Consider the following 18,853-nt stretch of genomic DNA (forward strand, 5'->3'; position numbering starts at 1 on the left):
TTGACTTTTTGGTTCGTAGTGAGGACTTGAGTCCGCATCCCTCCGAGGACTAAAGTCCTCACTACAAACCTATTTTAGTTTTGACTTTTTGGTTCGTAGTGAGGACTTGAGTCCGCATCCCTCCGAGGACTAAAGTCCTCACTACAAACCTATTTTAACTTTCACTTTTTGCGAAATCGGTAGTTCGAACGCAAATTCGGTTCCCCGGTCAACTTCTGAATGACACCACAACTTACCGCCGTGGCGGTCTTTCACAATTTGGTAACTAATAGACAATCCTAAACCAGTACCACTGCCGATCGGCTTTGTAGTAAAAAATGGGTCAAACATCCTTGACTGAACCTCGGGACAGATACCGGGCCCGCTGTCAGCAATCCGCACGCACACTTGATTTTCGCTGCTGACTTCCGTAATAATGCGAATCTGATTAACTTTGTCATTACAGGTTGCTGATGACTCTTCCACAGCATCGATCGCATTCGACAGCAAATTCATAAATACCTGGTTTAATTGCGCCGGATAACACTCGACATTTGGCAGTTCGCCATAATTTTTAATAACTTGAATCTCCCGACGTTGTGGCTGTGACTGCAATCGGTGCTGCAAAATCACCAAAGTGCTCTCTATCCCTTCATGGATGTCGATTACTTTGCGCTCTTTTTCGTCTAGTCTCGAAAAGTTTCGCAAAGACAGCACTATCTGCTTAATTCGGTTAGCACCTCCTTGCATTGAAGCCATGATTCTCGGGAAATCCTCAGCGATAAAATCTACCTCGACTTCTGCCAATTCTTCGGCAATTTCGGGAACTGGTTCGGGATAGTGTTGCTGGTAGAGATTGACCAATTTTACCAAATCGTGAGCGTACTGTGCGGCGGGAATAATATTGCCGTAAATGAAGCTGACCGGGTTATTAATTTCGTGGGCAACTCCCGCTACCATTTGCCCGATACTTGACATTTTTTCGGCTTGAATGAGCTGGGATTGAGCATTTTTTAACTCTTCCAGAGTTTGTGCTAGCTGTTGGGCTTTTTCTCGTTCTCGCTGTTCGCTAAATTGCAAATCTACTTCGGCTTTTTTGCGATCGCTAATATCGGTATGCGTGCCCGTCATCCGCAAAGGATTTCCCGCAGCAGATCGTTCCATCACCTTCCCTTGAGCCAAAATCCACTTCCATTCGCCGGATTTTGTCAGCATCCGAAATTCCACTTCGTAGGTCGATTTTTTGCCTTCCATGTGAGCATTTAGTGCTGCTGTAGCCCATGGTAAATCCTCTAGATGTACCAGTTTTTCCCAGGATGAGAAACTATTTTCGATCTCCTCTACTTCGTATCCCAGCATCGTTTTCCACCGCGAATTAAAATAGACTTCTCCCGTGGCAATATTCCAATCCCACAATCCAGTCGCACTGCCTTCAAATGCCAGGTAAAAACGTTCTTCACTAATTTGTAAAGCGGCTTCGGCTTGTTTGCGATCGGTGATATCCATTACTGTTCCCAACAGTTTGATTACTTCTCCTGTTTCGTTAAAAACAGATGCTCCCCTTGCTTCCAGGTATCGGATTTGACCGCCCGGATGCAAAATTCGGAACTCTTTTTTGTAGGAAGTTCCTTGTGATACAGCGAGGCTGACTGTTTCTTGGAACAACTCTCTGTCGTCGGGATGATACATCTGTACAATTTGCACATATGTCGGTTCAGGTGCGGTTGAGTCAAGACCAAAAATGCGGAATACTTCTTCAGACCAAATAATTTTATTTGTGAGTCTATCAAATTCCCAATTGCCGATACGGGCAATTTTCTGGGCTGCTGCTAGACTAGCTTCGCTCTGTTGCAGTTTAAGTCGCTGCTGTTTATCTTGTTCGAGAAGATTGGCTTGGGCGATCGCAATTCCCATTTGTGCCGCCACAGTTTTCAATAATCTGATCTCATCTGGCGTCCAGTGGCGGGGGCCATCGTACTGGTGCAAGCAGATCATTCCGTTGGCTTTTCCCTGGTAGGAAGTGCGGATGGCCATCATCGACTTCAAACTTATTTTACTGCACAAATCCCTGACATTTTCTAGCAGCGGTTCTGCAAAAACATCGTCAGAAACTATAGCTCGATCTTGGGACAATACCAACTGAGCATGAGGATTGCCCTGCACGGGAATTTCTACTACATCGCACAGCGATTCTGATGCAGATTTCTTGTACTGAGTCACACAATTAATGCGGGGATTTGGGTGTTCTGTGTATGTATGAATCAAGCAGGATTCGGCATTAAAAACTCGACCGATTTGGGCAGCCGCTGTTTGAAAAACTTGCTCCTGCTTTAAGCTGTAGCGAATTTCCAGACTAATTGTTTCTAGCAGAAATCTTTGCTTGATTTGCCGTTCCAAAGCAGATAAAGCTGTTTTCAGATCGAATTCTGCTTGTTTGCGATCGCTAATTTCAGTAGCCGTTCCCAGAATCTTCCAAGGTTTGCCATCATCTGTTCTGGTAAACACGGTATCCCGGCTAAAAAACCAGCGCTCTTCACCGTTTTTATGCTGGATTCGGTACTCAAACTCAAAGCTTTCACCGTCTTTTGCTGTCTCAATCCTGCTCGCGTGTTCTGAGAATGCCGACAAATCATCAGGGTGGATTAAGTTAGGAAGAAATGCTGATGGCATTTGCTGTATTTCTGCCAGCGAGTAGCCAAGATCCGTATAAAGTTCGCGATTGAGATAAAGAATTCGCTGTTCTATAACATCGTAAATGTACAAAACATTAGGATTCATTTTAATTACTGCCGACAGCCAGCGCTGACTTTCTCGCAGTTTTGCTTCGACCAGCTTGCGTTCTTCTATTTCTGCTTCCAGCAGCGCATTTTGTGCTACAATTTGCTGAGAAAGCCGGCTCAGATGCAGTTGATTTTCGACGCGGGCGATCAATTCTTCTATTTGAAACGGTTTAGTAATGTAGTCTACCGCCCCCAGCGAAAAAGCTTTAACTTTATCAAATACTTCATTTAAAGAGCTGATAAAAATCACAGGAATATCTTTGGTTTCAGGAGCAGCTTTTAGCTGTTCGCAGACTTGATAGCCATCCATCTCTGGCATCATGATGTCCAGCAAAATCAAATCCGGTGGAGTCGATCGCGCAAACTTCAGGGCTAATTTGCCATCCTGTGTCGGCCGCACTTTATATCCCCGGCTAGAGAAAACCTGGGATAAAAAACGTAAGTTTTGTGGGTGGTCGTCAATTATTAAAATGTTTTGTTTTAAGCAATCGCTTTCAGATTCCAGTGTTTTTCTTCTTGCGTATTTTTGGTCAATTTTCTTCACAATAACCACCATCATAGTATTAAGATAATACGCAGCTAATTTTCATAAAACTCATTTATTTTTGTGTCTTCCTATGAGAGGATTTAGCTGCTTAGGAGATTGTTTATTAATCAAAATTTAAGATTCATTAAAGCCCACAAGTGTTTATAGGTAGAACTATTAGCTTGCAGCAGCTAGAGTATTGGGTAGATGTTGATTTATGCCGCGGATTTGAGCAGTATCCGTTTCCATCAGCTCCGCATCCTTTTTTTCGAGCGAAAAAGCGGTCATTCGATTTTCCATTTTTCCATTTTTCGATTTGAGATTTTAGACTTCGGCGTGAGACGTTCGGCGAGCGCGAGCGTCGAGCCGCGCCGTCCAACGATTTTAGATTTACTCGAGAGATGAATCTGGGAGATTGAACAGGAGTCTAAAATTTTGGGCTGCTGACGAGGGCCCTGCGGGAGCTTGTATCCGTTTTTGGGCCTGGTCAATGAGCGACTGTATGCGATGCTTTTATTAGCTATGGCAGCATAAATCTGGCCCACAGCCTCCCTTTTATGCTATGGTAGTGGCACTGTCCGATCGCTCGCCAACATAGCGCACCCCTGATATTTGTATTCAGTGTATCAAAAATGTCTGCATATTTAAAAAGATCCCGGAGGAAATTATCGCAGGCGATCGAGAAAACAGCCGATCTTCCTCAAATCAGCGTCAAATCAGGCAAATTTGATTAAATGTAAAATTTCAAAAGTGTTTAGAACTCGGTTTCGCCAGTATTTAGCCCGTTGCTCAGTTTGGCTTTTTAAGTAGATCTGCTGACTCTCAACGGCAACCAAATCTGCCCTGACAAGCTGCTACAATATCTTAAGTTTTGTTGAGGCGATCGGGCAGATCAGCTTTACTGCATCTAGATTGTCTATGATGTTAGATCCCGATCGGGCGATCGGGCGATCGGGCGATCGGGGGTGAGGGGGAGAGGATTTGACGAGTAGGGAATAGAGCATTGAAATATACAATTTAAATGCAGTACAGCTTACTCATCAGTCATTACCAATTCTTTAATCTCAAATCTCAAATCTCAAATTGCATGACCTATGGCATCTTTGTAGGAGCCTGCAATTCACCGCAAGCAGCATACACGGCTTTCACATTATACCAATTCAGAAAAATCCGAGCAATTTCTAAAGCTAACTGCGGCTGGCCTCGGTCAATCAACCACTGCAAAAAAGGTTTCATTGTGCGCTCGTTCAGCATCCCGCCCAAAGATAAAAATCCCCACAGTATTTGGTGCAAAACAGTCATTTGAATCATCAGCCGCACTTCCCAACTCGGGTGTTTTTGATAAAACAAAACTCCCATTCTCCCGCGCTGAATTTCTCGGTCAATCATCCCCGGAATTTGCTCTAAACTAAAAGGTGGATGCCAGTGATAGCCGACAGCAGCCGGACATTTAATCAATTTTAAACCTAATTGTTTCAACCTGACACCCAATTCTAAATCTTCCCATCCGTAAAGTTGAAAGCGATTGTCAAATAGTCCAGCTTCCAGCAGCCAGTGACGGGCGATGGCGACATTTCCAGTAGCAAAATAAGCCGCCGAAAAATCAGTTATTTTGTAAGGTTCCGCAGTCGGATTATCGAAATTGCAAGTATTAATCACGCTGCCGTAAGTGAAAACCGCATCAGTATCTTTGTAACCCTGTAGCAAAGCATCTGCGTGCGATCGCAAAAAATCCTCAGTGACGACTAAATCGCTGTCAATAAAAATAATTGTCTCGCCTTTAGCATTTTCAACGCCCAAATTCCGGGCGGCGGCGGGGCCTTGGTGGGATTGACAGATCGATCGCACGTGCGGCAAAAACTCGGCATCTGCGGCCAACCACTCGATCGTCCCGTCCGTCGAACCGTCATCGACTACAATCACCTCATAATCTGTGACAATGTTATCAAACTGCTGATTTTCCAAAGCCAGTAGACATTTTGCCAAAATCGGTTTACGATTGTACGTCGGAATCACCACACTAAAAAACACGCCTTTTCCCCATCGCCACAGTTACCGTATCCCACGGTAGCAGATTTTTCGCAGCAACCGAGCCGGGAAATAGCAAACTTCAGCAAAAAAAGAATATCTAAATCTGTACGATTGCTGACAAGAATCGAGCTCAATTAGGTGCATAATGAAAAGTCGGTTAAATTCCAATACGCTTGGGTGAAGCCAGATCCCCCCTAACCCCCCTTAAAAAGGGGGGGACAAGAACTCGATCGACAGTCCCCGCAACGATTCGGGGGAGTAGGGGGTATGCGAGGGGATCTCCGGGCAATAAACAGTCTTAACCCAACCGTATTAAGTTAAATTCAGGATGTAAATAGCAATGAGTCGCGCTAAAAAAGTTGTGCTAGCATATTCGGGCGGAGTCGATACCTCCGTCTGCATTCCTTACCTCATGAAGGAGTGGGGAGTCGAAGAGGTAATTACTCTGGCGGCGGATTTGGGACAGGGAGACGAATTGGAACCAATCCGCAAGAAAGCTTTAGCATCTGGTGCTTCGGAATCGTTGGTGATCGATGCTACCGAGGAATTTGTCAAAGATTATGCGTTTCCCGCAATTCAAGCCAACGCGCTTTACGAAAATCGGTATCCGCTTTCAACTGCGCTAGCTCGCCCGCTGATTGCTAAATTGTTGGTAGAAGCTGCGGAAAAATACGGCGCAGATGCGATCGCCCACGGTTGTACGGGTAAGGGAAATGACCAAGTGCGGTTCGATGTGTCGATCGGCGCCCTCAATCCCAAGATTAAAATTTTAGCACCCGCGCGGGAGTGGAAAATGAGCCGCGAGGAAACCATCGCCTACGGCGAAAGATGCGGGATTCCCTCGCCGGTGAAGAAGTCTTCGCCTTACAGTATCGATCGCAATTTGCTAGGAATGGCGATCGAAGCCGGTATCCTCGAAGATCCTTGGGCGGAACCGCCGGAAGAGGTATTTTTGATGACAAAGGCGATCGAACAAACTCCCGACACACCCGAATACCTAGAAATCGGTTTCGAGGCTGGACATCCTGTTAGTTTGAACGGCAAAGAATTAGCACCAGTCGCCCTAATTACCCAACTCAACGAAATAGTTGGAAATCACGGAGTCGGGCGCATCGACATGATTGAAAACCGCCTAGTCGGGATTAAATCGCGGGAAATTTACGAAACACCAGCGATTTTAGTATTAATGCACGCCCACCGAGACTTAGAAAGTTTAACCTTGACAGCAGATGTCACGCGATACAAGCGCGGCATCGAAGAAACCTACAGCCAAATGATTTACAATGGTCTTTGGTACAGCCCTTTAAAAACAGCTTTAGACGCATTTATTCTAGACACGCAAAAGCGAGTAACTGGAACCGTGCGGCTCAAACTGTTCAAAGGAAATGCGACAATTGTCGGCCGCAAATCCGAAAATTCGCTGTACAGTTTCGACTTAGCAACCTACGGCGCTGAGGACGAATTCGACCACAAAGCAGCCGAAGGATTTGTCTACGTTTGGGGACTACCAACTCGAATTTGGTCGGAGAAGAATCGGGGTTAGAAATTGGCTTAAAAATCAGCCCACCGAATAGAATTCCGATGCTCCACAAACAAAGTCCGCCTGCGCGGACTAAGAGTAAGGTGGGCAATACCCACCTTATTTATTAAAGTATGGATAAAATAATTTAAAAATCCTAGTGAGTTGGGTATAATAGGAGTGGTCGGAATCTACAATCATAAAAACTCAATATAAAGCCAATGATTGCAAATAAAAACCCAAATTACATCTCACCGGAAGAGTACCTGAAATTAGAAGAACTCAGTCAGCTCAAACATCAGTATATTCAGGGCGAAACCTACGCAATGGCCGGTGCAAGTGATGCTCATGTAACAATTGCCGGAAATTTATTTTCACTCTTGAGAAATCATGTTCGCGGTAGTGGCTGTCGTGTTTATATGTCAGACATGAAAGCTAGGATTGAATCTAGGAATATTTACTACTATCCCGACGTGATGGTAACGTGCGATGAACGGGACAAAGCATTTCAATCTTTTAAAAGACATCCTTGTTTAATTATCGAGGTTTTGTCAACAGGAACAGAAGGATTCGATCGCGGAGATAAGTTTGCTGATTACCAAGAGTTAGAAACGCTTCAGGAGTATGTGTTAATTAGTCAAAAGCGGCAGCGGGTGGAGTGTTTTCGCCGCAATGCTGAGGGGTTGTGGGTTTTACATTCTTACACGCCCGGAAGCGAAGTTTACTTAGCTAGTGTTGACTTTCGCACGAGCATTGATAGCATATATGAGGATGTAGTATTTACTACGAGTGATTCGGAAATCGAGTAAGATTCGGCGATTGAAACTGCTAGTATATAAACCAATACTTGCCAATTTATGTAACAGTAATCATAGGGTGCGTCGCCATGAAAAATTCCTAGCTTGCATATCGAGGGTGAGCGCGTGTACAACCCCTACCAGCGACGCACCTTTGTCATCGTGACCTGCTAACACTTTTTTTCTAGCAAAGCTTTGTAAAAATGGTAAATTACTATGACTCCCCCTCAAAAAAGACCTGAGCTTTCACCTTTGAAAAGAGTTTTTATTAGTCCAGGATGGATAGTAGTATTAGCCATAGCTTGCTTTGCATTCTGGAGAGCGCGAAATCCTGAAACTTCTTCAAATTCAACTTTTGTGGCTACTGGTAATCAGTCTGTCGCCAAACAATTAATAGGTCAATGGCAAACACAAACTCCCGGTGATTCTGTAACATTAATTTTTACAGATCGAGGGACGTTATTTGTTTGGAATACGCCTACTGTTGCTAAACAAATGGAATATCAGACTGATGTAAATCATCTACCCAAAACTTTGGATATATTAACAGGAGGTCAAGTTACGGGCAGGACAATTTTTGAGTTTACGGCTGATGGTAAGTTGCGTTTAATCTTAAATAATATTCGAGCATCTAGACCTACTTCTTTTGATTCTAATGCAAGGCTTTTTCGGAAAGTATCTGAACAAACGACATTGCCTGAGAATGTGAAAGTAATTAATTTTAAAGAACCAAGCCAGGCTAGACAATCAGAAGTAAAGCAATATGTCTCGTCTATGAATAGAGGACAACAAGCTTTTTATGCTGAAAATGCACGTTTTACGTCTATTTTGCAAGAATTGGGATTAGGTATAAAATCAGAGACGGCCGGTTATTCATATAGTATTGTTTTGAGCAACGATCGGCGTTTTGTGCAATCAATTGGTTTAGCGAAGAGAGATGGATTAAAAGGCTATACAGGTATAGTTTTTTTGGTTGACAGCACTAACGGTAAGTCTACATCTTCTCTATTTTGTGAAAGCAATCAACCCTCAAAAGAGCTTCCAGGAACACCAGTATTTAGCAACTCTACGAGCAATCTACAATGTCCTCTTGGTTATTCTCAAATTAACTGAGTGCAGGCTAAAGGGCGATCGCGCTTTGATACCTATTCCTGACTCAGTATTTCCAAAAACTCATGTACAACTAGATCGGGTTGTTCGCTGCATCGGGTAGCGTCGTAATGTTTGACAAGACAGATGCCGGAATCTACCGAAAGTCCGCACATTTCATCTTCTGTTGCGTTTTGATGGGATGATTCGCTGTCAATTTTCAGGATTCCTAACTTGTTTTGGTGGAAAATCAGAAAGTCAGCTTCTAGATTCCGTCTACCTTCCGGTGTTGCGAGTCGGAGTTGGGAGTTGGGGATGAAGAGTGTGGAAGTGCGATCGAGCGTTTCGGCAATTTTCACTTGTGCGTCGCAGTGAAAGCAAAAACCATTCCAGTCAATTGTGCTTTCAGAGTCAGATAATTCAGTTTCAGTGTCAGCGGTTATAGTTTTATCTAAATCTGTTTGAACATAATCAGCTTCATTTAAATTTGCGAATAATCTAGCACCGCTGAGGTTTGCACCGCTGAGATTTGCGCCGCTGAGGTTAACTTCGATCGTCAGATTTCGCTGTACGTTCACTTGATTTCGCCGTAAGTATCGCTTCAAAACAGATTTAAGATTATCTTTCTTGACTTTTTCTTCTAGTGCTTTTGAAAGTAATTTCCATAATTTAGCACCAGCATCTTTGATATAATCATATTCATATTCAGTGCTGGCTGCAATTTCTTTATAAGACCGTCCTTCCCAGGATTGACGAAACACTATCTCTTGAATCTTGTTGAGGTTTTGGTAGTTGAGGGCGGCTTCTGCGATCGTTAAAGCTTCGTCAACGGTCATGTGTCACAGTCCTCTCACATCTATAATTGATCCTCAATACTACATTTTACCGCAATAGTCAGTCCTAGACGCATCAATACCCAAGAAACCGGGTTTTTCACCGATATTCACGGCTATGATGCAATATTTTCGTAAAAAACCTGATGGTTGAGCGCAGTCGAAACCCGGTTTCTGCCTAAGTCCTAAATAGTCTAACCACTTGGTGTCTACCCTTAATTATTACTTTTATGTTACTTTTTTATTACTTTTTTATTTTTTAAGACAGATGTGGATTTGCTAAACTGGAATGTAATCAATACAAACAGTGTTGACCCTTAAGTCTTGTGCCAGACCTTAGTCTAGGTTAATTTTTGCTGACTATTAATTTACTAATAGGAAGTTTCATGTTAAACAAAAAGTTCGTAACATTCAGTTTAATTGCCTTATCTTACTTGGGTACTGTAGGAGTATTGTCTACTTTAACTACGGGCTGTGATTTAATTAAACAAGATAAATCCCTATCTGCAAGTAAAGCAGAAAAAATAGTTAATAAGTGGAAATCTTCCCGAAGTGGAACTATTCAGATATTAGGAGTCCGCGCAAATCCAGATAATACTGCTGTAGCTACATTACAGGCTTCCAATTTAATAGTTAAAACAGACTTTCTTGGGACAATAACGGAGAAAAACTTTTCTGGTCCTGGAGAAGCTACATTCTCGCGCTATACCGATGGAAGTTGGGCGCTCACAGGAGTGGTTTTTGGCAATAATATATTGGATAGCTTTTTCGTTAAGGATCTCAATATAAAAGATGATTAGGTAAAACTCGCCAACAAGTAACCATACTAGCTTAATGTCTCAACAACATTAGGTTAGTTATTAGAAATAGTCTTGGACGCAGGGGAGGTCAGAAACCGGGTTTCGACTGCGCTCAACCATCAGGTTTTTTGCGAAAAATTTTAGTCGCAGCCCGCAGATTACGTGAAAAACCCGGTTTCTTTGTCTTTAATGCGTCCAGGACTAAGAAAGCAATGTGACTGAATAAAAATTATTAGCATAAGAGGAAATATTAATGTCATCAGGTGGTAGCGGTAGCAGTGGCAGCAGTAGTGGCGGTAGTGGTGGCCCTAGCAGACCAACAAGAAGAATAGGGATTGCTATAGTTTTGGGAGGTCTTGCAGGCGGTTTAGTTGCGGCCGCCAATATAGCGAATATAGGAACCTGGCTTGTTGGAGATAATGTTCTCTGTAAATTTGGTATTTTGAAATGTTCAAATATACCAGACAATCCAACCCCACTGCCCAGCCCTAAATCTCCCCCTCCACCTGAGTCTCCTAAACCAGATCCTACTCCTTCATCGTCACCGACATCCACTTCTTCTCCAGCACCACAAACTCCAGCGCCAGTCTCACCATCGCCAACTCCAGCGAAAACACCTGAGACTAATCAAAAACCTGTGGAAGAACCACAAAAATCCGGCGACCCTAATATTGGTCTTTTAAAAGAACGCCGTACTTTTCAAGATCGGCTTACTTCAAAAGACAATCAAAAATACTACTACTTTAGTATAGATAAGCCAAGCAATGTCAGTCTTTACTTGGATAACATAACTAACGATGTTGGAATGTTGCTCTATGTTGACACAAATGGTAATAAAGTCATAGATCCTGGAGAACAGATAGATAGTGCTTCGGCTTATAGCAATTCAACCGGAACAATTAGTAAAATGTTAGGAGCAGATAGCTATATTGCTACCGTTCTCTTTAAAGGTGGCAATACTAACTACAATTTTCAGATTATTAACAACACAAATGATGCAGTTAAGGTTGGAGAATTGCCAGCTCGTAAAACTTTTAGTGAGACGAGTTCTTTAAATCGCCAAAATCGCAAAAAATATTACCAATTCACCTTAAAGAGTACCAGTAATGTCAACATTTCCTTAGACCGAGTAACTAATGAAGTTGGAATGTGGCTCTATGTTGATACAAATGGTAATGGAGTTATAGATTCTGGAGAACAGGTGGACAGCGCTTCGGCCTATAGCAATTCAACTGGAACAATTAAAAGAAGCTTAGGTGCTGATGACTATATTCTTGTGGTTCAAGAAAAAGGAGGCAATACAAATTATACTGTCAATATGACTGCTCAATAGTTATTTAATAAGTAGCTTCATAGCTGTAAATACTCAACTAACAAAAAAATATGACTCTACCTCAAAAAAATTCCAATTTTGTACCTTGGAAATGGGCATTGATTGGTGCTGGCTCGACGGTATTATTAGGTCTAGCAGGCTTTGGATTATGGAATTTACTGAATCATAAAACTTCTTCAACTTCAACTTCTGTTACTAATGCTACTCCTAAAAATTATGTTTACAAAAAAATAATAGGTCAATGGCAAACACAAAGTTCAGGCAACTCTTTAACATTAATTTTTACGCCTGAAGGGAAGTTATTTATTATTTTGCAGAACTATAGTTTAGCTCTAGAAGGGGAGTATCAGACTGACCTAAATCCTCAACCCAAATATCTGGATATATTAGTAGGAGGTAAAGTTACGGGAAGGACAATTTTTGATTTCACGGCTGATGGTCAGTTGCGCTTAGAATTAGATAATATTAATGTTAAAGAATCTAGACCTACTTCTTTTAGTAACAATGCAAGGATTTTTCAGAAAATATCTGAGCAAACGGCACTGCCTCACGAGGTGATTGTTGATTTAGAAAGGCGAGAAAAATTGGGTAGACAGTCGGAAGCCAAACAGTATGTTGCTTCTTTGAATAAAGGACAACAAGCTTTTTACATTGAAAACGCCCGTTTTACGTCTAGCTTGCAAGAATTGGGACTAGGTATAAAATCAGAGACAGAAAATTACTCATATAGCATTGTTTTGAGCAACGATAAGCGTTTAGTTCAAGCAATTGGTTTATCTAAGAAAGATGGATTAAAAAACTATACGGGCATAGTTTATTTAGTTAAAAGCACTGACAGTGAATCTACATCCTCTCTATTTTGTGAAAGCAATCAACCATCAAAAGAGCTTCCAGGAACACCAGCAGTTACCAGCCCTACAAGCAACCTACAATGTCCTCTTGGTTATTCGCCGGTTGTACACTAAAAATCTGGACTAGACTAATAGCATATCCGAAATTAACTGAGTGCCGGCAAAAGTCCATTCCCCATTTCTCACTCCTCAGACTCAAAATCCACACGATCGTACATTTCGCCCAAAGACACCTCAAACGGCACCGAACTCAACACCAGAACCGCATCAGCACCATCATATTCAGACAAAACCCACTTATTATCATCCGTCTTACAAAACTGTTCAACGTGCATCTCGTACTGATCGATCAAAACATACTCCCTCAAACTAGGAATCGATCGCAAAAGTTTAAATTTTTCACCCCGATCGTAACTTGCTGTCGATTTCGATAAAACCTCAGCCACCATCACCGCATTAGTAATCGTATCTTTCCTACCCTCAGCCAACTCCAACTTACCCGCCACCACCATCACATCAGGATAAGTATAAATCCGCTTCGACGGTATCCATAAACGCAAATCGTTTACATTTACTCGGTAGGGTTGTCCTTTCGTAGCAAAATTTATTGCCCCGCCCAAATTAAGGGCAATCTGATTGTGATTCGGTGTTCCGCCTGTCATAGGAATTATCTTACCATCGTGGTATTCACTTCTAAATTCTGCTACCTCTTCCAGCTTTAAATACTCTTCTGGAGAGTAATAAGGCTGTGCTTCACTCTCAATTACTTCTTCGCGAATTTCTGTTGATGCCGTCATACTACATCCTCTGGCGATCGTACTCACAATTATAGCCGGATTATCCGCAATCAAAACAACCGATTACTCCATCATATCTGTCATTTGAATTACCTTCCCCTCAAACTCAAAACCCCTCTCCCAACCATCCAAATACTTATCCATATTAGACTTGATCCACAGCGCCGCTTCCCCGTGTCCCAACTCCACAGCGCGATCGATTATCCCATACCAACGTGTCAGAGGTTTCCCCGCTGCTTCCACCGCTTGCAAACAATCCCAAACCACCTTTGGTACAGATACCGGCGACACCGCATATCTCAACAATTCCTCGGCATCTTCAGGTAAAATAATCGCATTATTCTCAACCCAAATCATACCCACATCTTCTTCCCTTTCCCCTTGCCAATTCACCTCGCCTCTCAAAGCATAACCCCAAGGTTCGATGAAATTTTCAATCAGATACTGCAACCATTCCACATAATCATAAAACTTTTCCGCGCCGCTCCACTTAATCCCCCTGCTGTCAGAAGTGGGAATCCACTTACACCACAATCCGGGCTGAGTTTTCGGCGGGCGGTTGTAATTTATGATGGAATCTTCGGAATATTCATCCCAGCTTTCATTGACAAAATAGCAGGCTTCTTCACCTAAAGGCAAACCCACCGCTATTCTCGCCGCATCGGGAACATTTTGCAAAATAGCAGGATTGCGCTTCATCCGTCTAGTCCGAGCAAACTCTAATAAGTATAGAGTTTCCCTGTCCAATAGTTGTTTGTTTAAATGAAATATTCCGTCAAAAATTGTAGTGTATCCCATCTTTAAATCCTTGCCAATTAAACATCAAAAACTGCTGCGAATAACTAATGTATGAGTGACGCACGGGTGGTCAGAAACCGGGTTTTTTGCGAAAATTATTCGTGTCACTCAGAGATTAGGTAAAAACCCGGTTTCTTTGGTCTCACGGGTGGTCAGAAACCGGGTTTTTTGCGAAAATTATTCGTTGTCGCCCAGAGATTAGGTGAAAAACCCGGTTTCTTTGGTCTCACGGGTGGTCAGAAACCGGGTTTTTTGCGAAAATTGTTCGTTGTCACCCAGAGATTAGGTGAAAAACCCGGTTTCTTTGGTCTTCATGCGTAAGTCTTGAATTGTTATATCCCTATTTTGCACGCTCCAAAAATCAGGACATAACTATACCAAAAATCAGCACACAACTATACTAAAAATAAGGACACAACATTGTTGTGTCCCTACTTTAGTGGTATCGGATCTCATGATACAACTATGTTGTGTCCCTACTTAGTCTTGTCCAAATTGCGCGACTCCAACCAAATAGGAATTGCAATCCAAGCAACTGTTAATAGCAAAGCAACTACTGCAAATTGAGCAGCCCAAGCTACCAACTTCTCTAAAGACACAACTTGTCCTAGGAAGTATGACAAACTTACCATTACTGATGCCCAGCTTGCGGCACCCAAAATATTGAAGAATGAAAATTGCAAAAAGGGCATTTCTGCAATACCTGCGAGAGGGCTGGCAAATATTCGCAGCAGTGCGATGAAACGGCCCAAAAATACGGCTTTAGCTGCATTTTTGCTGAACTGTTCTTTTAAGTCAAACAGTTGTTCTTCCCGAAAGCGGAAAAATTGTCCCAGCTTCAGGAGTAGGGGCCAGCCGCCGTATCTACCGATCGCATAACCGAAATTTCCGCCCACAGTCGCACCGGCGATCGCGCTTCCGAGCACATACCAGTAATTCAGTTCCCCGCTACCAGCCAAAAACCCGCCAGCAATCGTAATTGTCTCGCCTGGAAGAGGGACTCCCAGATTTTCTAGCAAAATCCCCAAAAATACAGCCCAGTAGCCGTAATCGTGAGCAAACTGCTGAATAGTCTCTAACGATAAAAACTCAAAAGACATTTCGATATTGCCTTCGTAAACTTTTGCAAAGCTCAATACTTTTATATATTGGCTCGATTCCGCCAATAGTGCAATCTTTCGCTGTGATGAAAAACACACTACACTTGCGATCGCCAGCCAAACAAAAAAATAGCCTTCCAGGCATTATAGATAAATCGAGAATAGTTGCGGTTGCCTTCCGCCCATCGCTAGGGAGCCATCCTACTAAATTTATCACCAGGGCGATCGCCTGTGCTTTCACAGCAGTCCAGAGGGCACATCCTACAAACCTTAGCTAAAATCCGCTGATGCTGTTGAAAGATTTAGCAAGTGAATTCACTTATTCATACTTTACAATCGTAGGATAACTGCTATGGAATTTTCCAACTTCAACGAACACATCATCCTGCAACCTCACAACTGCCTCGACTCCCAAGCAGGCCACCTCCTCCAGAAACAGTTAGCCGAGATTTTGCCCGATCGCCACAAACTCTGGGTAATAGACATGGCCCATGTAGATTTTATCGACAGTTCGGGCTTGTGCGCCCTAGTCGGCGGACTCAACGCCGCCCGCCACCGGGGATGTCGCCTCGTCATCTGCAACCTCTCATCCACAGTCAGGCTCATTTTTGAAATTACTCAACTCGACCAACTTTTTGAAATTTTCGACAGTTTCGAGCAAATTATTTCAACACAAACTCCCGCTCTAGTTGCTTGATTAAAATTATACTATCTCCGGTTAATTGCCCATAACTAGGTTCGTAGTAAGGACTTTAGTCCTGATTTATTAGACAAGATTGCATAAGTCTTCGATCGCGATCCTTCAACCGCAGATATCAGACAGATGCAACCGACGATAAACGCAGATGCATTTCAGGGCGTTTTCCGATTTTTGCAATTCAAGTCTATTCATTAAGAAAGGACTAAAGTCCTCACTACGAACATAAAGAAGTAATTTGTATATCATAAATCGGCTTATTTGTCAAGCAATACCAATGACAGACAAATAAATCAGGCACTTGAACGCCGACAGAAGCGATCGCAGGTGCAGCCGGAAAAGGCCAAAGTCGATCGAAAAAAATCTTTTCCCCAACGAACCCGAACTGCATCAAATAAGTCGCCGGCGGCGCATTTACAAGATCCAGCAAGCGGAAAGCCAACTCGTACAACTGCTGCCGCCAAACATCCGACAAATGCAGCGGTTGAGAGTAACTCAACTCGCCAGACAACTTGTCAGATTCCGCAGCGATCGCCTCAGCATACAGCGGCCCCTTTGCCGTCAACACCACCGGCAGCCAAAAATTGCCATCGCCGACGGGTACTTGTAGTTCCTCGGCCACTCGATCGCGCGCCGCCGAAACATTAGCGCCAAATCGAAACACATCTTGACCCGGAAAAACCAGATCCGAGGGGACATCCAGCGTCAAAGGACAAACGATCGCCCCCGAAAGAGCGATCGCACCAGAATAGAGTTCAGAAACCGCACATATCTGGACATCAGTTAAAGGATCGGATTGAGCGATCGCAGCCTTGAGGCGATCGGCCGGGCCTCGATCGTCGCCCGTCACAATCAAAACCTTAGACATTGCCAAAGCTCGGCATTTGAATACCGCGATCGTCCTCCGGATCGACGCTGGGCAGATCCAGACCCTTAGCCTTGCGGTTGCGTACCGCCAGACGGTAAGTCACGCTCTGTAACTCAGTGTGCAACTGGCGGTTTTCCTTTTGCAGTTGATCCAACTTTTCCTTAATCGGCTCGATCCGCTCGGCAAACTTCTGGCGGTAAACTCCCGGCAATTCCTGAACCACTTGTTCGAGCATCCGAGAGCGATCGGTCAATTCTTGCACCGACTGTCGCAGTTGATAAACCTCAGCATCGCGCTCGGCGATTTGTTCTTGATAAAAACCAACTTGCTCTTCCACGGCTTGCAGTTGTTCTCGCATCGCCTGCATTTGAGCTTGGTGGCGATCGGAAACTTCCGGCGCCGGCACAAAACTGGAATTTCCTTTGACCAGTCTGAAAAGTTCTTGAGACAACTGCTGCACCAACTGGTCGCGCATTTGCAGCTCTTCGGTGAGACGAGATACCTCTGATTGCAGTTCTTTTGAGCTTACAAGTTTAGTTTGATTCATAATGACTCTCAGTGAGACGATATAGTTTGTTTCTGTGAACTACCCCACCTTACTCCTGGAGTGCTTACGCACTTAGGTCGCTGAGGGTGGGGCTTCCAGCTTCAATGGGTAGCGCCTTAGACACGGAAGATTTGCGTCTTCCAGCCTTTGGACTTACCTTCCCTCCACTGGCAGTAGCGCTAGTTCCTAACGCTAAAATACGTAGTCCTTCATCTCGAATATTGATAGCCGCATTCACGTCGCGGTCATGCTTTGTCCCGCAGTTTTGACACTGCCATGACCGAACATCCAAAGACAAACTGCCAACTCGATTGAGACAGACTGAGCAGGTCTTTGATGATGGGAAAAACCGCTCTACCTCTTGATAGATTTTTCCATCCATCCCTGCTTTATATTTGAGCATCCTGGTGAATTCAGCCCAACTAGCATCACTAATCGCTTTAGCTAAGTTGTGATTTTTCACCATGTTTTTCACTGCCAAGTTTTCCACAACGATGACTTGGTTTTCGTTCACCAGTTTGCGGGAGAGCTTATGTAGGAAGTCTTTACGGGTGTTGACAATACGTTCATGGACTCGCGCCACAATTCGTTTGGCACCCTTCCGAGTATTGGAGCCTTTAACCTTGCGAGACAGTTTTTGCTGTTTGCGCTTCAGGTTCTGAGACCGTTTCTTCAACACCCTTGGATTGTCGAACTTTGAACCATCAGATGCGATCGCAAAGTGAGTCAACCCCAGATCAATACCGACCGCCTTACCATGACTCTTATGCTCTAATTCAGATTGCCCATCATCAAACAACAACGAAGCAAAATACTTGCCTGATGGAGTTTGAGAGATGGTAACGGTTTTCAGTTTGCCATCAAACACACGATGAATCTTGGCTTTCACTATCCCCATCTTGGGCAGCTTTAAACCTTCATCGGTAATTTCGACATTCTGAGGATATTGAATTGATTGCTTACCATGCTTCGATTTGAAGTTAGGGAATGATGCCCGTCCTTCAAAAAAGTTGATAAATGCACGGGACAGGTTCAGCGAAACTGACTGCAACACTTGGCTATAGGTTTCAACTAACCACGGCAACTCTTTTTTCAGCCCTGGGAGTCGGTCATTCATCCCTTGCCGGGATAGACCTTTTCCAGTCTCTTTGTAAAGTCGATTAGTCTCAGCTAACGAGTTATTCCAAAACCAACGAGCACAGCCAAACGCCTTGGACAGCGCTTGTTTCTGCTCATCGTTGGGATAAATTCGTACTTTGACTGCTTTGATCATGCTCTAATTTTCACACGAATCACCGAATGTGGTAAATATATTTTCGGTTTCTGGCGCGATCTTGTGGAGACTCCGATCTAGGCTACATCTCCCTGGCTTTCATCCCCAACCAGCTCCACTCCGAAAATCGCTTTGCTGTTTCTCCGTTGCGCGAGGATGGGGAATTCCCGCCGAATCAGTTAAAAGTTTTGAACCCCACGCCGCCTAGATCGATCGACCTTCGGGCCAACTGCCC

18 protein-coding genes are annotated in these 18,853 nt (G+C 43.6%); 7 read left to right on the forward strand and 11 right to left on the reverse strand.

What is annotated here, in order from left to right; genetic code table 11:
* Window positions 1–141: 141 nt before the first annotated feature.
* The 4 genes from QUB64_RS07790 to QUB64_RS07805 all read right to left on the reverse strand — a co-directional run bounded on the left by QUB64_RS07790 (window position 142) and on the right by QUB64_RS07805 (window position 5,316).
* Window positions 142–3,318 (reverse strand): PAS domain-containing protein, encoded by a 3,177-nt coding sequence (locus QUB64_RS07790; RefSeq protein ID WP_333269167.1) that lies wholly within the window; start codon window positions 3,316–3,318, stop codon window positions 142–144.
* A gap of 144 nt (window positions 3,319–3,462) precedes the next feature.
* Window positions 3,463–3,585, reverse strand: coding sequence for a hypothetical protein (locus tag QUB64_RS07795; RefSeq protein ID WP_333269168.1), 123 nt, complete (start codon window positions 3,583–3,585; stop codon window positions 3,463–3,465).
* Between the two features lie 554 nt (window positions 3,586–4,139).
* A complete protein-coding gene (locus QUB64_RS07800) occupies window positions 4,140–4,289 on the reverse strand; it encodes a hypothetical protein (RefSeq protein WP_333269169.1) in 150 nt (49 codons plus the stop codon).
* 88 nt (window positions 4,290–4,377) lie between these two features.
* A complete protein-coding gene (locus QUB64_RS07805) occupies window positions 4,378–5,316 on the reverse strand; it encodes a glycosyltransferase family 2 protein (protein ID WP_333269170.1) in 939 nt (312 codons plus the stop codon).
* 340 nt (window positions 5,317–5,656) lie between these two features.
* Here QUB64_RS07805 and QUB64_RS07810 point away from each other — a divergent pair, with 340 nt between their 5' ends.
* From QUB64_RS07810 to QUB64_RS07820, 3 genes are all read left to right on the forward strand, one after another.
* Window positions 5,657–6,859: an argininosuccinate synthase gene (locus QUB64_RS07810; protein ID WP_333269171.1), complete on the forward strand. Its 1,203-nt coding sequence runs from the start codon at window positions 5,657–5,659 to the stop codon at window positions 6,857–6,859.
* Between the two features lie 197 nt (window positions 6,860–7,056).
* A complete protein-coding gene (locus tag QUB64_RS07815) occupies window positions 7,057–7,644 on the forward strand; it encodes a Uma2 family endonuclease (RefSeq protein WP_333269172.1) in 588 nt (195 codons plus the stop codon).
* 204 nt (window positions 7,645–7,848) lie between these two features.
* Entirely contained in the window at window positions 7,849–8,745 is an 897-nt protein-coding gene (locus QUB64_RS07820; protein ID WP_333269173.1) for a type IV pilin-like G/H family protein, read from the forward strand.
* Window positions 8,746–8,777: 32 nt separating this feature from the next.
* Here the strand turns inward: QUB64_RS07820 and QUB64_RS07825 are convergent, their stop codons facing one another.
* Entirely contained in the window at window positions 8,778–9,557 is a 780-nt protein-coding gene (locus QUB64_RS07825) for a pentapeptide repeat-containing protein (protein ID WP_333269174.1), read from the reverse strand.
* Window positions 9,558–9,940: 383 nt separating this feature from the next.
* Here QUB64_RS07825 and QUB64_RS07830 point away from each other — a divergent pair, with 383 nt between their 5' ends.
* From QUB64_RS07830 to QUB64_RS07840, 3 genes are all read left to right on the forward strand, one after another.
* Window positions 9,941–10,354, forward strand: a complete 414-nt coding sequence (locus tag QUB64_RS07830; protein WP_333269175.1) for a hypothetical protein — start codon at window positions 9,941–9,943, stop codon at window positions 10,352–10,354.
* Window positions 10,355–10,607: 253 nt separating this feature from the next.
* Entirely contained in the window at window positions 10,608–11,687 is a 1,080-nt protein-coding gene (locus tag QUB64_RS07835) for a hypothetical protein (RefSeq protein WP_333269176.1), read from the forward strand.
* A gap of 50 nt (window positions 11,688–11,737) precedes the next feature.
* Complete coding sequence (locus QUB64_RS07840) at window positions 11,738–12,652, forward strand: type IV pilin-like G/H family protein (RefSeq protein WP_333269177.1); 915 nt, start codon at window positions 11,738–11,740, stop codon at window positions 12,650–12,652.
* A gap of 68 nt (window positions 12,653–12,720) precedes the next feature.
* On the opposite strand, the gene QUB64_RS07845 is transcribed toward QUB64_RS07840, so the two are convergent.
* The 3 genes from QUB64_RS07845 to QUB64_RS07855 all read right to left on the reverse strand — a co-directional run bounded on the left by QUB64_RS07845 (window position 12,721) and on the right by QUB64_RS07855 (window position 15,233).
* Window positions 12,721–13,335 carry a Uma2 family endonuclease gene (locus tag QUB64_RS07845; RefSeq protein WP_333269178.1) on the reverse strand — a complete coding sequence of 205 codons (615 nt, stop codon included), beginning with the start codon at window positions 13,333–13,335 and terminating at the stop codon, window positions 12,721–12,723.
* A gap of 63 nt (window positions 13,336–13,398) precedes the next feature.
* On the reverse strand, window positions 13,399–14,133 hold the full coding sequence (locus tag QUB64_RS07850) for a hypothetical protein (protein WP_333269179.1): 735 nt from the start codon (window positions 14,131–14,133) through the stop codon (window positions 13,399–13,401).
* A 476-nt stretch (window positions 14,134–14,609) separates the two neighbouring features.
* Window positions 14,610–15,233 (reverse strand): DedA family protein, encoded by a 624-nt coding sequence (locus QUB64_RS07855; protein WP_333269180.1) that lies wholly within the window; start codon window positions 15,231–15,233, stop codon window positions 14,610–14,612.
* A 352-nt stretch (window positions 15,234–15,585) separates the two neighbouring features.
* Here QUB64_RS07855 and QUB64_RS07860 point away from each other — a divergent pair, with 352 nt between their 5' ends.
* Window positions 15,586–15,930: an STAS domain-containing protein gene (locus tag QUB64_RS07860; RefSeq protein WP_333269181.1), complete on the forward strand. Its 345-nt coding sequence runs from the start codon at window positions 15,586–15,588 to the stop codon at window positions 15,928–15,930.
* Window positions 15,931–16,147: 217 nt separating this feature from the next.
* On the opposite strand, the gene QUB64_RS07865 is transcribed toward QUB64_RS07860, so the two are convergent.
* The 3 genes from QUB64_RS07865 to QUB64_RS07875 all read right to left on the reverse strand — a co-directional run bounded on the left by QUB64_RS07865 (window position 16,148) and on the right by QUB64_RS07875 (window position 18,618).
* Window positions 16,148–16,798 carry a hypothetical protein gene (locus QUB64_RS07865; RefSeq protein ID WP_333269182.1) on the reverse strand — a complete coding sequence of 217 codons (651 nt, stop codon included), beginning with the start codon at window positions 16,796–16,798 and terminating at the stop codon, window positions 16,148–16,150.
* Entirely contained in the window at window positions 16,791–17,345 is a 555-nt protein-coding gene (locus QUB64_RS07870) for an Npun_F5560 family protein (protein ID WP_333269183.1), read from the reverse strand. The genes QUB64_RS07865 and QUB64_RS07870 overlap by 8 nt, the downstream gene beginning before the upstream one ends.
* A gap of 64 nt (window positions 17,346–17,409) precedes the next feature.
* Entirely contained in the window at window positions 17,410–18,618 is a 1,209-nt protein-coding gene (locus tag QUB64_RS07875) for an RNA-guided endonuclease InsQ/TnpB family protein (RefSeq protein ID WP_333269184.1), read from the reverse strand.
* Between the last annotated feature and the right edge of the window lie 235 nt (window positions 18,619–18,853).

The sequence above is a fragment of the Microcoleus sp. Aus8_D2 genome, from assembly GCF_036702665.1.
GTDB lineage: Bacteria > Cyanobacteriota > Cyanobacteriia > Cyanobacteriales > Microcoleaceae > Microcoleus.

What these genes read in the sequence shown, in the direction of transcription:
- QUB64_RS07790 (WP_333269167.1), bottom strand. Translation starts at nt 3,318, where the DNA reads ATGATGGTGGTTATTGTGAAGAAAATTGACCAAAAATACGCAAGAAGA.
- QUB64_RS07835 (WP_333269176.1), top strand. Translation starts at nt 10,608, where the DNA reads ATGTCATCAGGTGGTAGCGGTAGCAGTGGCAGCAGTAGTGGCGGTAGT.
- QUB64_RS07815 (WP_333269172.1), top strand. Translation starts at nt 7,057, where the DNA reads ATGATTGCAAATAAAAACCCAAATTACATCTCACCGGAAGAGTACCTG.
- QUB64_RS07830 (WP_333269175.1), top strand. Translation starts at nt 9,941, where the DNA reads ATGTTAAACAAAAAGTTCGTAACATTCAGTTTAATTGCCTTATCTTAC.
- QUB64_RS07820 (WP_333269173.1), top strand. Translation starts at nt 7,849, where the DNA reads ATGACTCCCCCTCAAAAAAGACCTGAGCTTTCACCTTTGAAAAGAGTT.
- QUB64_RS07875 (WP_333269184.1), bottom strand. Translation starts at nt 18,618, where the DNA reads ATGATCAAAGCAGTCAAAGTACGAATTTATCCCAACGATGAGCAGAAA.
- QUB64_RS07855 (WP_333269180.1), bottom strand. Translation starts at nt 15,233, where the DNA reads ATGTCTTTTGAGTTTTTATCGTTAGAGACTATTCAGCAGTTTGCTCAC.
- QUB64_RS07810 (WP_333269171.1), top strand. Translation starts at nt 5,657, where the DNA reads ATGAGTCGCGCTAAAAAAGTTGTGCTAGCATATTCGGGCGGAGTCGAT.
- QUB64_RS07845 (WP_333269178.1), bottom strand. Translation starts at nt 13,335, where the DNA reads ATGACGGCATCAACAGAAATTCGCGAAGAAGTAATTGAGAGTGAAGCA.
- QUB64_RS07850 (WP_333269179.1), bottom strand. Translation starts at nt 14,133, where the DNA reads ATGGGATACACTACAATTTTTGACGGAATATTTCATTTAAACAAACAA.
- QUB64_RS07865 (WP_333269182.1), bottom strand. Translation starts at nt 16,798, where the DNA reads ATGTCTAAGGTTTTGATTGTGACGGGCGACGATCGAGGCCCGGCCGAT.
- QUB64_RS07860 (WP_333269181.1), top strand. Translation starts at nt 15,586, where the DNA reads ATGGAATTTTCCAACTTCAACGAACACATCATCCTGCAACCTCACAAC.
- QUB64_RS07825 (WP_333269174.1), bottom strand. Translation starts at nt 9,557, where the DNA reads ATGACCGTTGACGAAGCTTTAACGATCGCAGAAGCCGCCCTCAACTAC.
- QUB64_RS07800 (WP_333269169.1), bottom strand. Translation starts at nt 4,289, where the DNA reads ATGCTCTATTCCCTACTCGTCAAATCCTCTCCCCCTCACCCCCGATCG.
- QUB64_RS07840 (WP_333269177.1), top strand. Translation starts at nt 11,738, where the DNA reads ATGACTCTACCTCAAAAAAATTCCAATTTTGTACCTTGGAAATGGGCA.
- QUB64_RS07795 (WP_333269168.1), bottom strand. Translation starts at nt 3,585, where the DNA reads ATGGAAAATCGAATGACCGCTTTTTCGCTCGAAAAAAAGGATGCGGAG.
- QUB64_RS07870 (WP_333269183.1), bottom strand. Translation starts at nt 17,345, where the DNA reads ATGAATCAAACTAAACTTGTAAGCTCAAAAGAACTGCAATCAGAGGTA.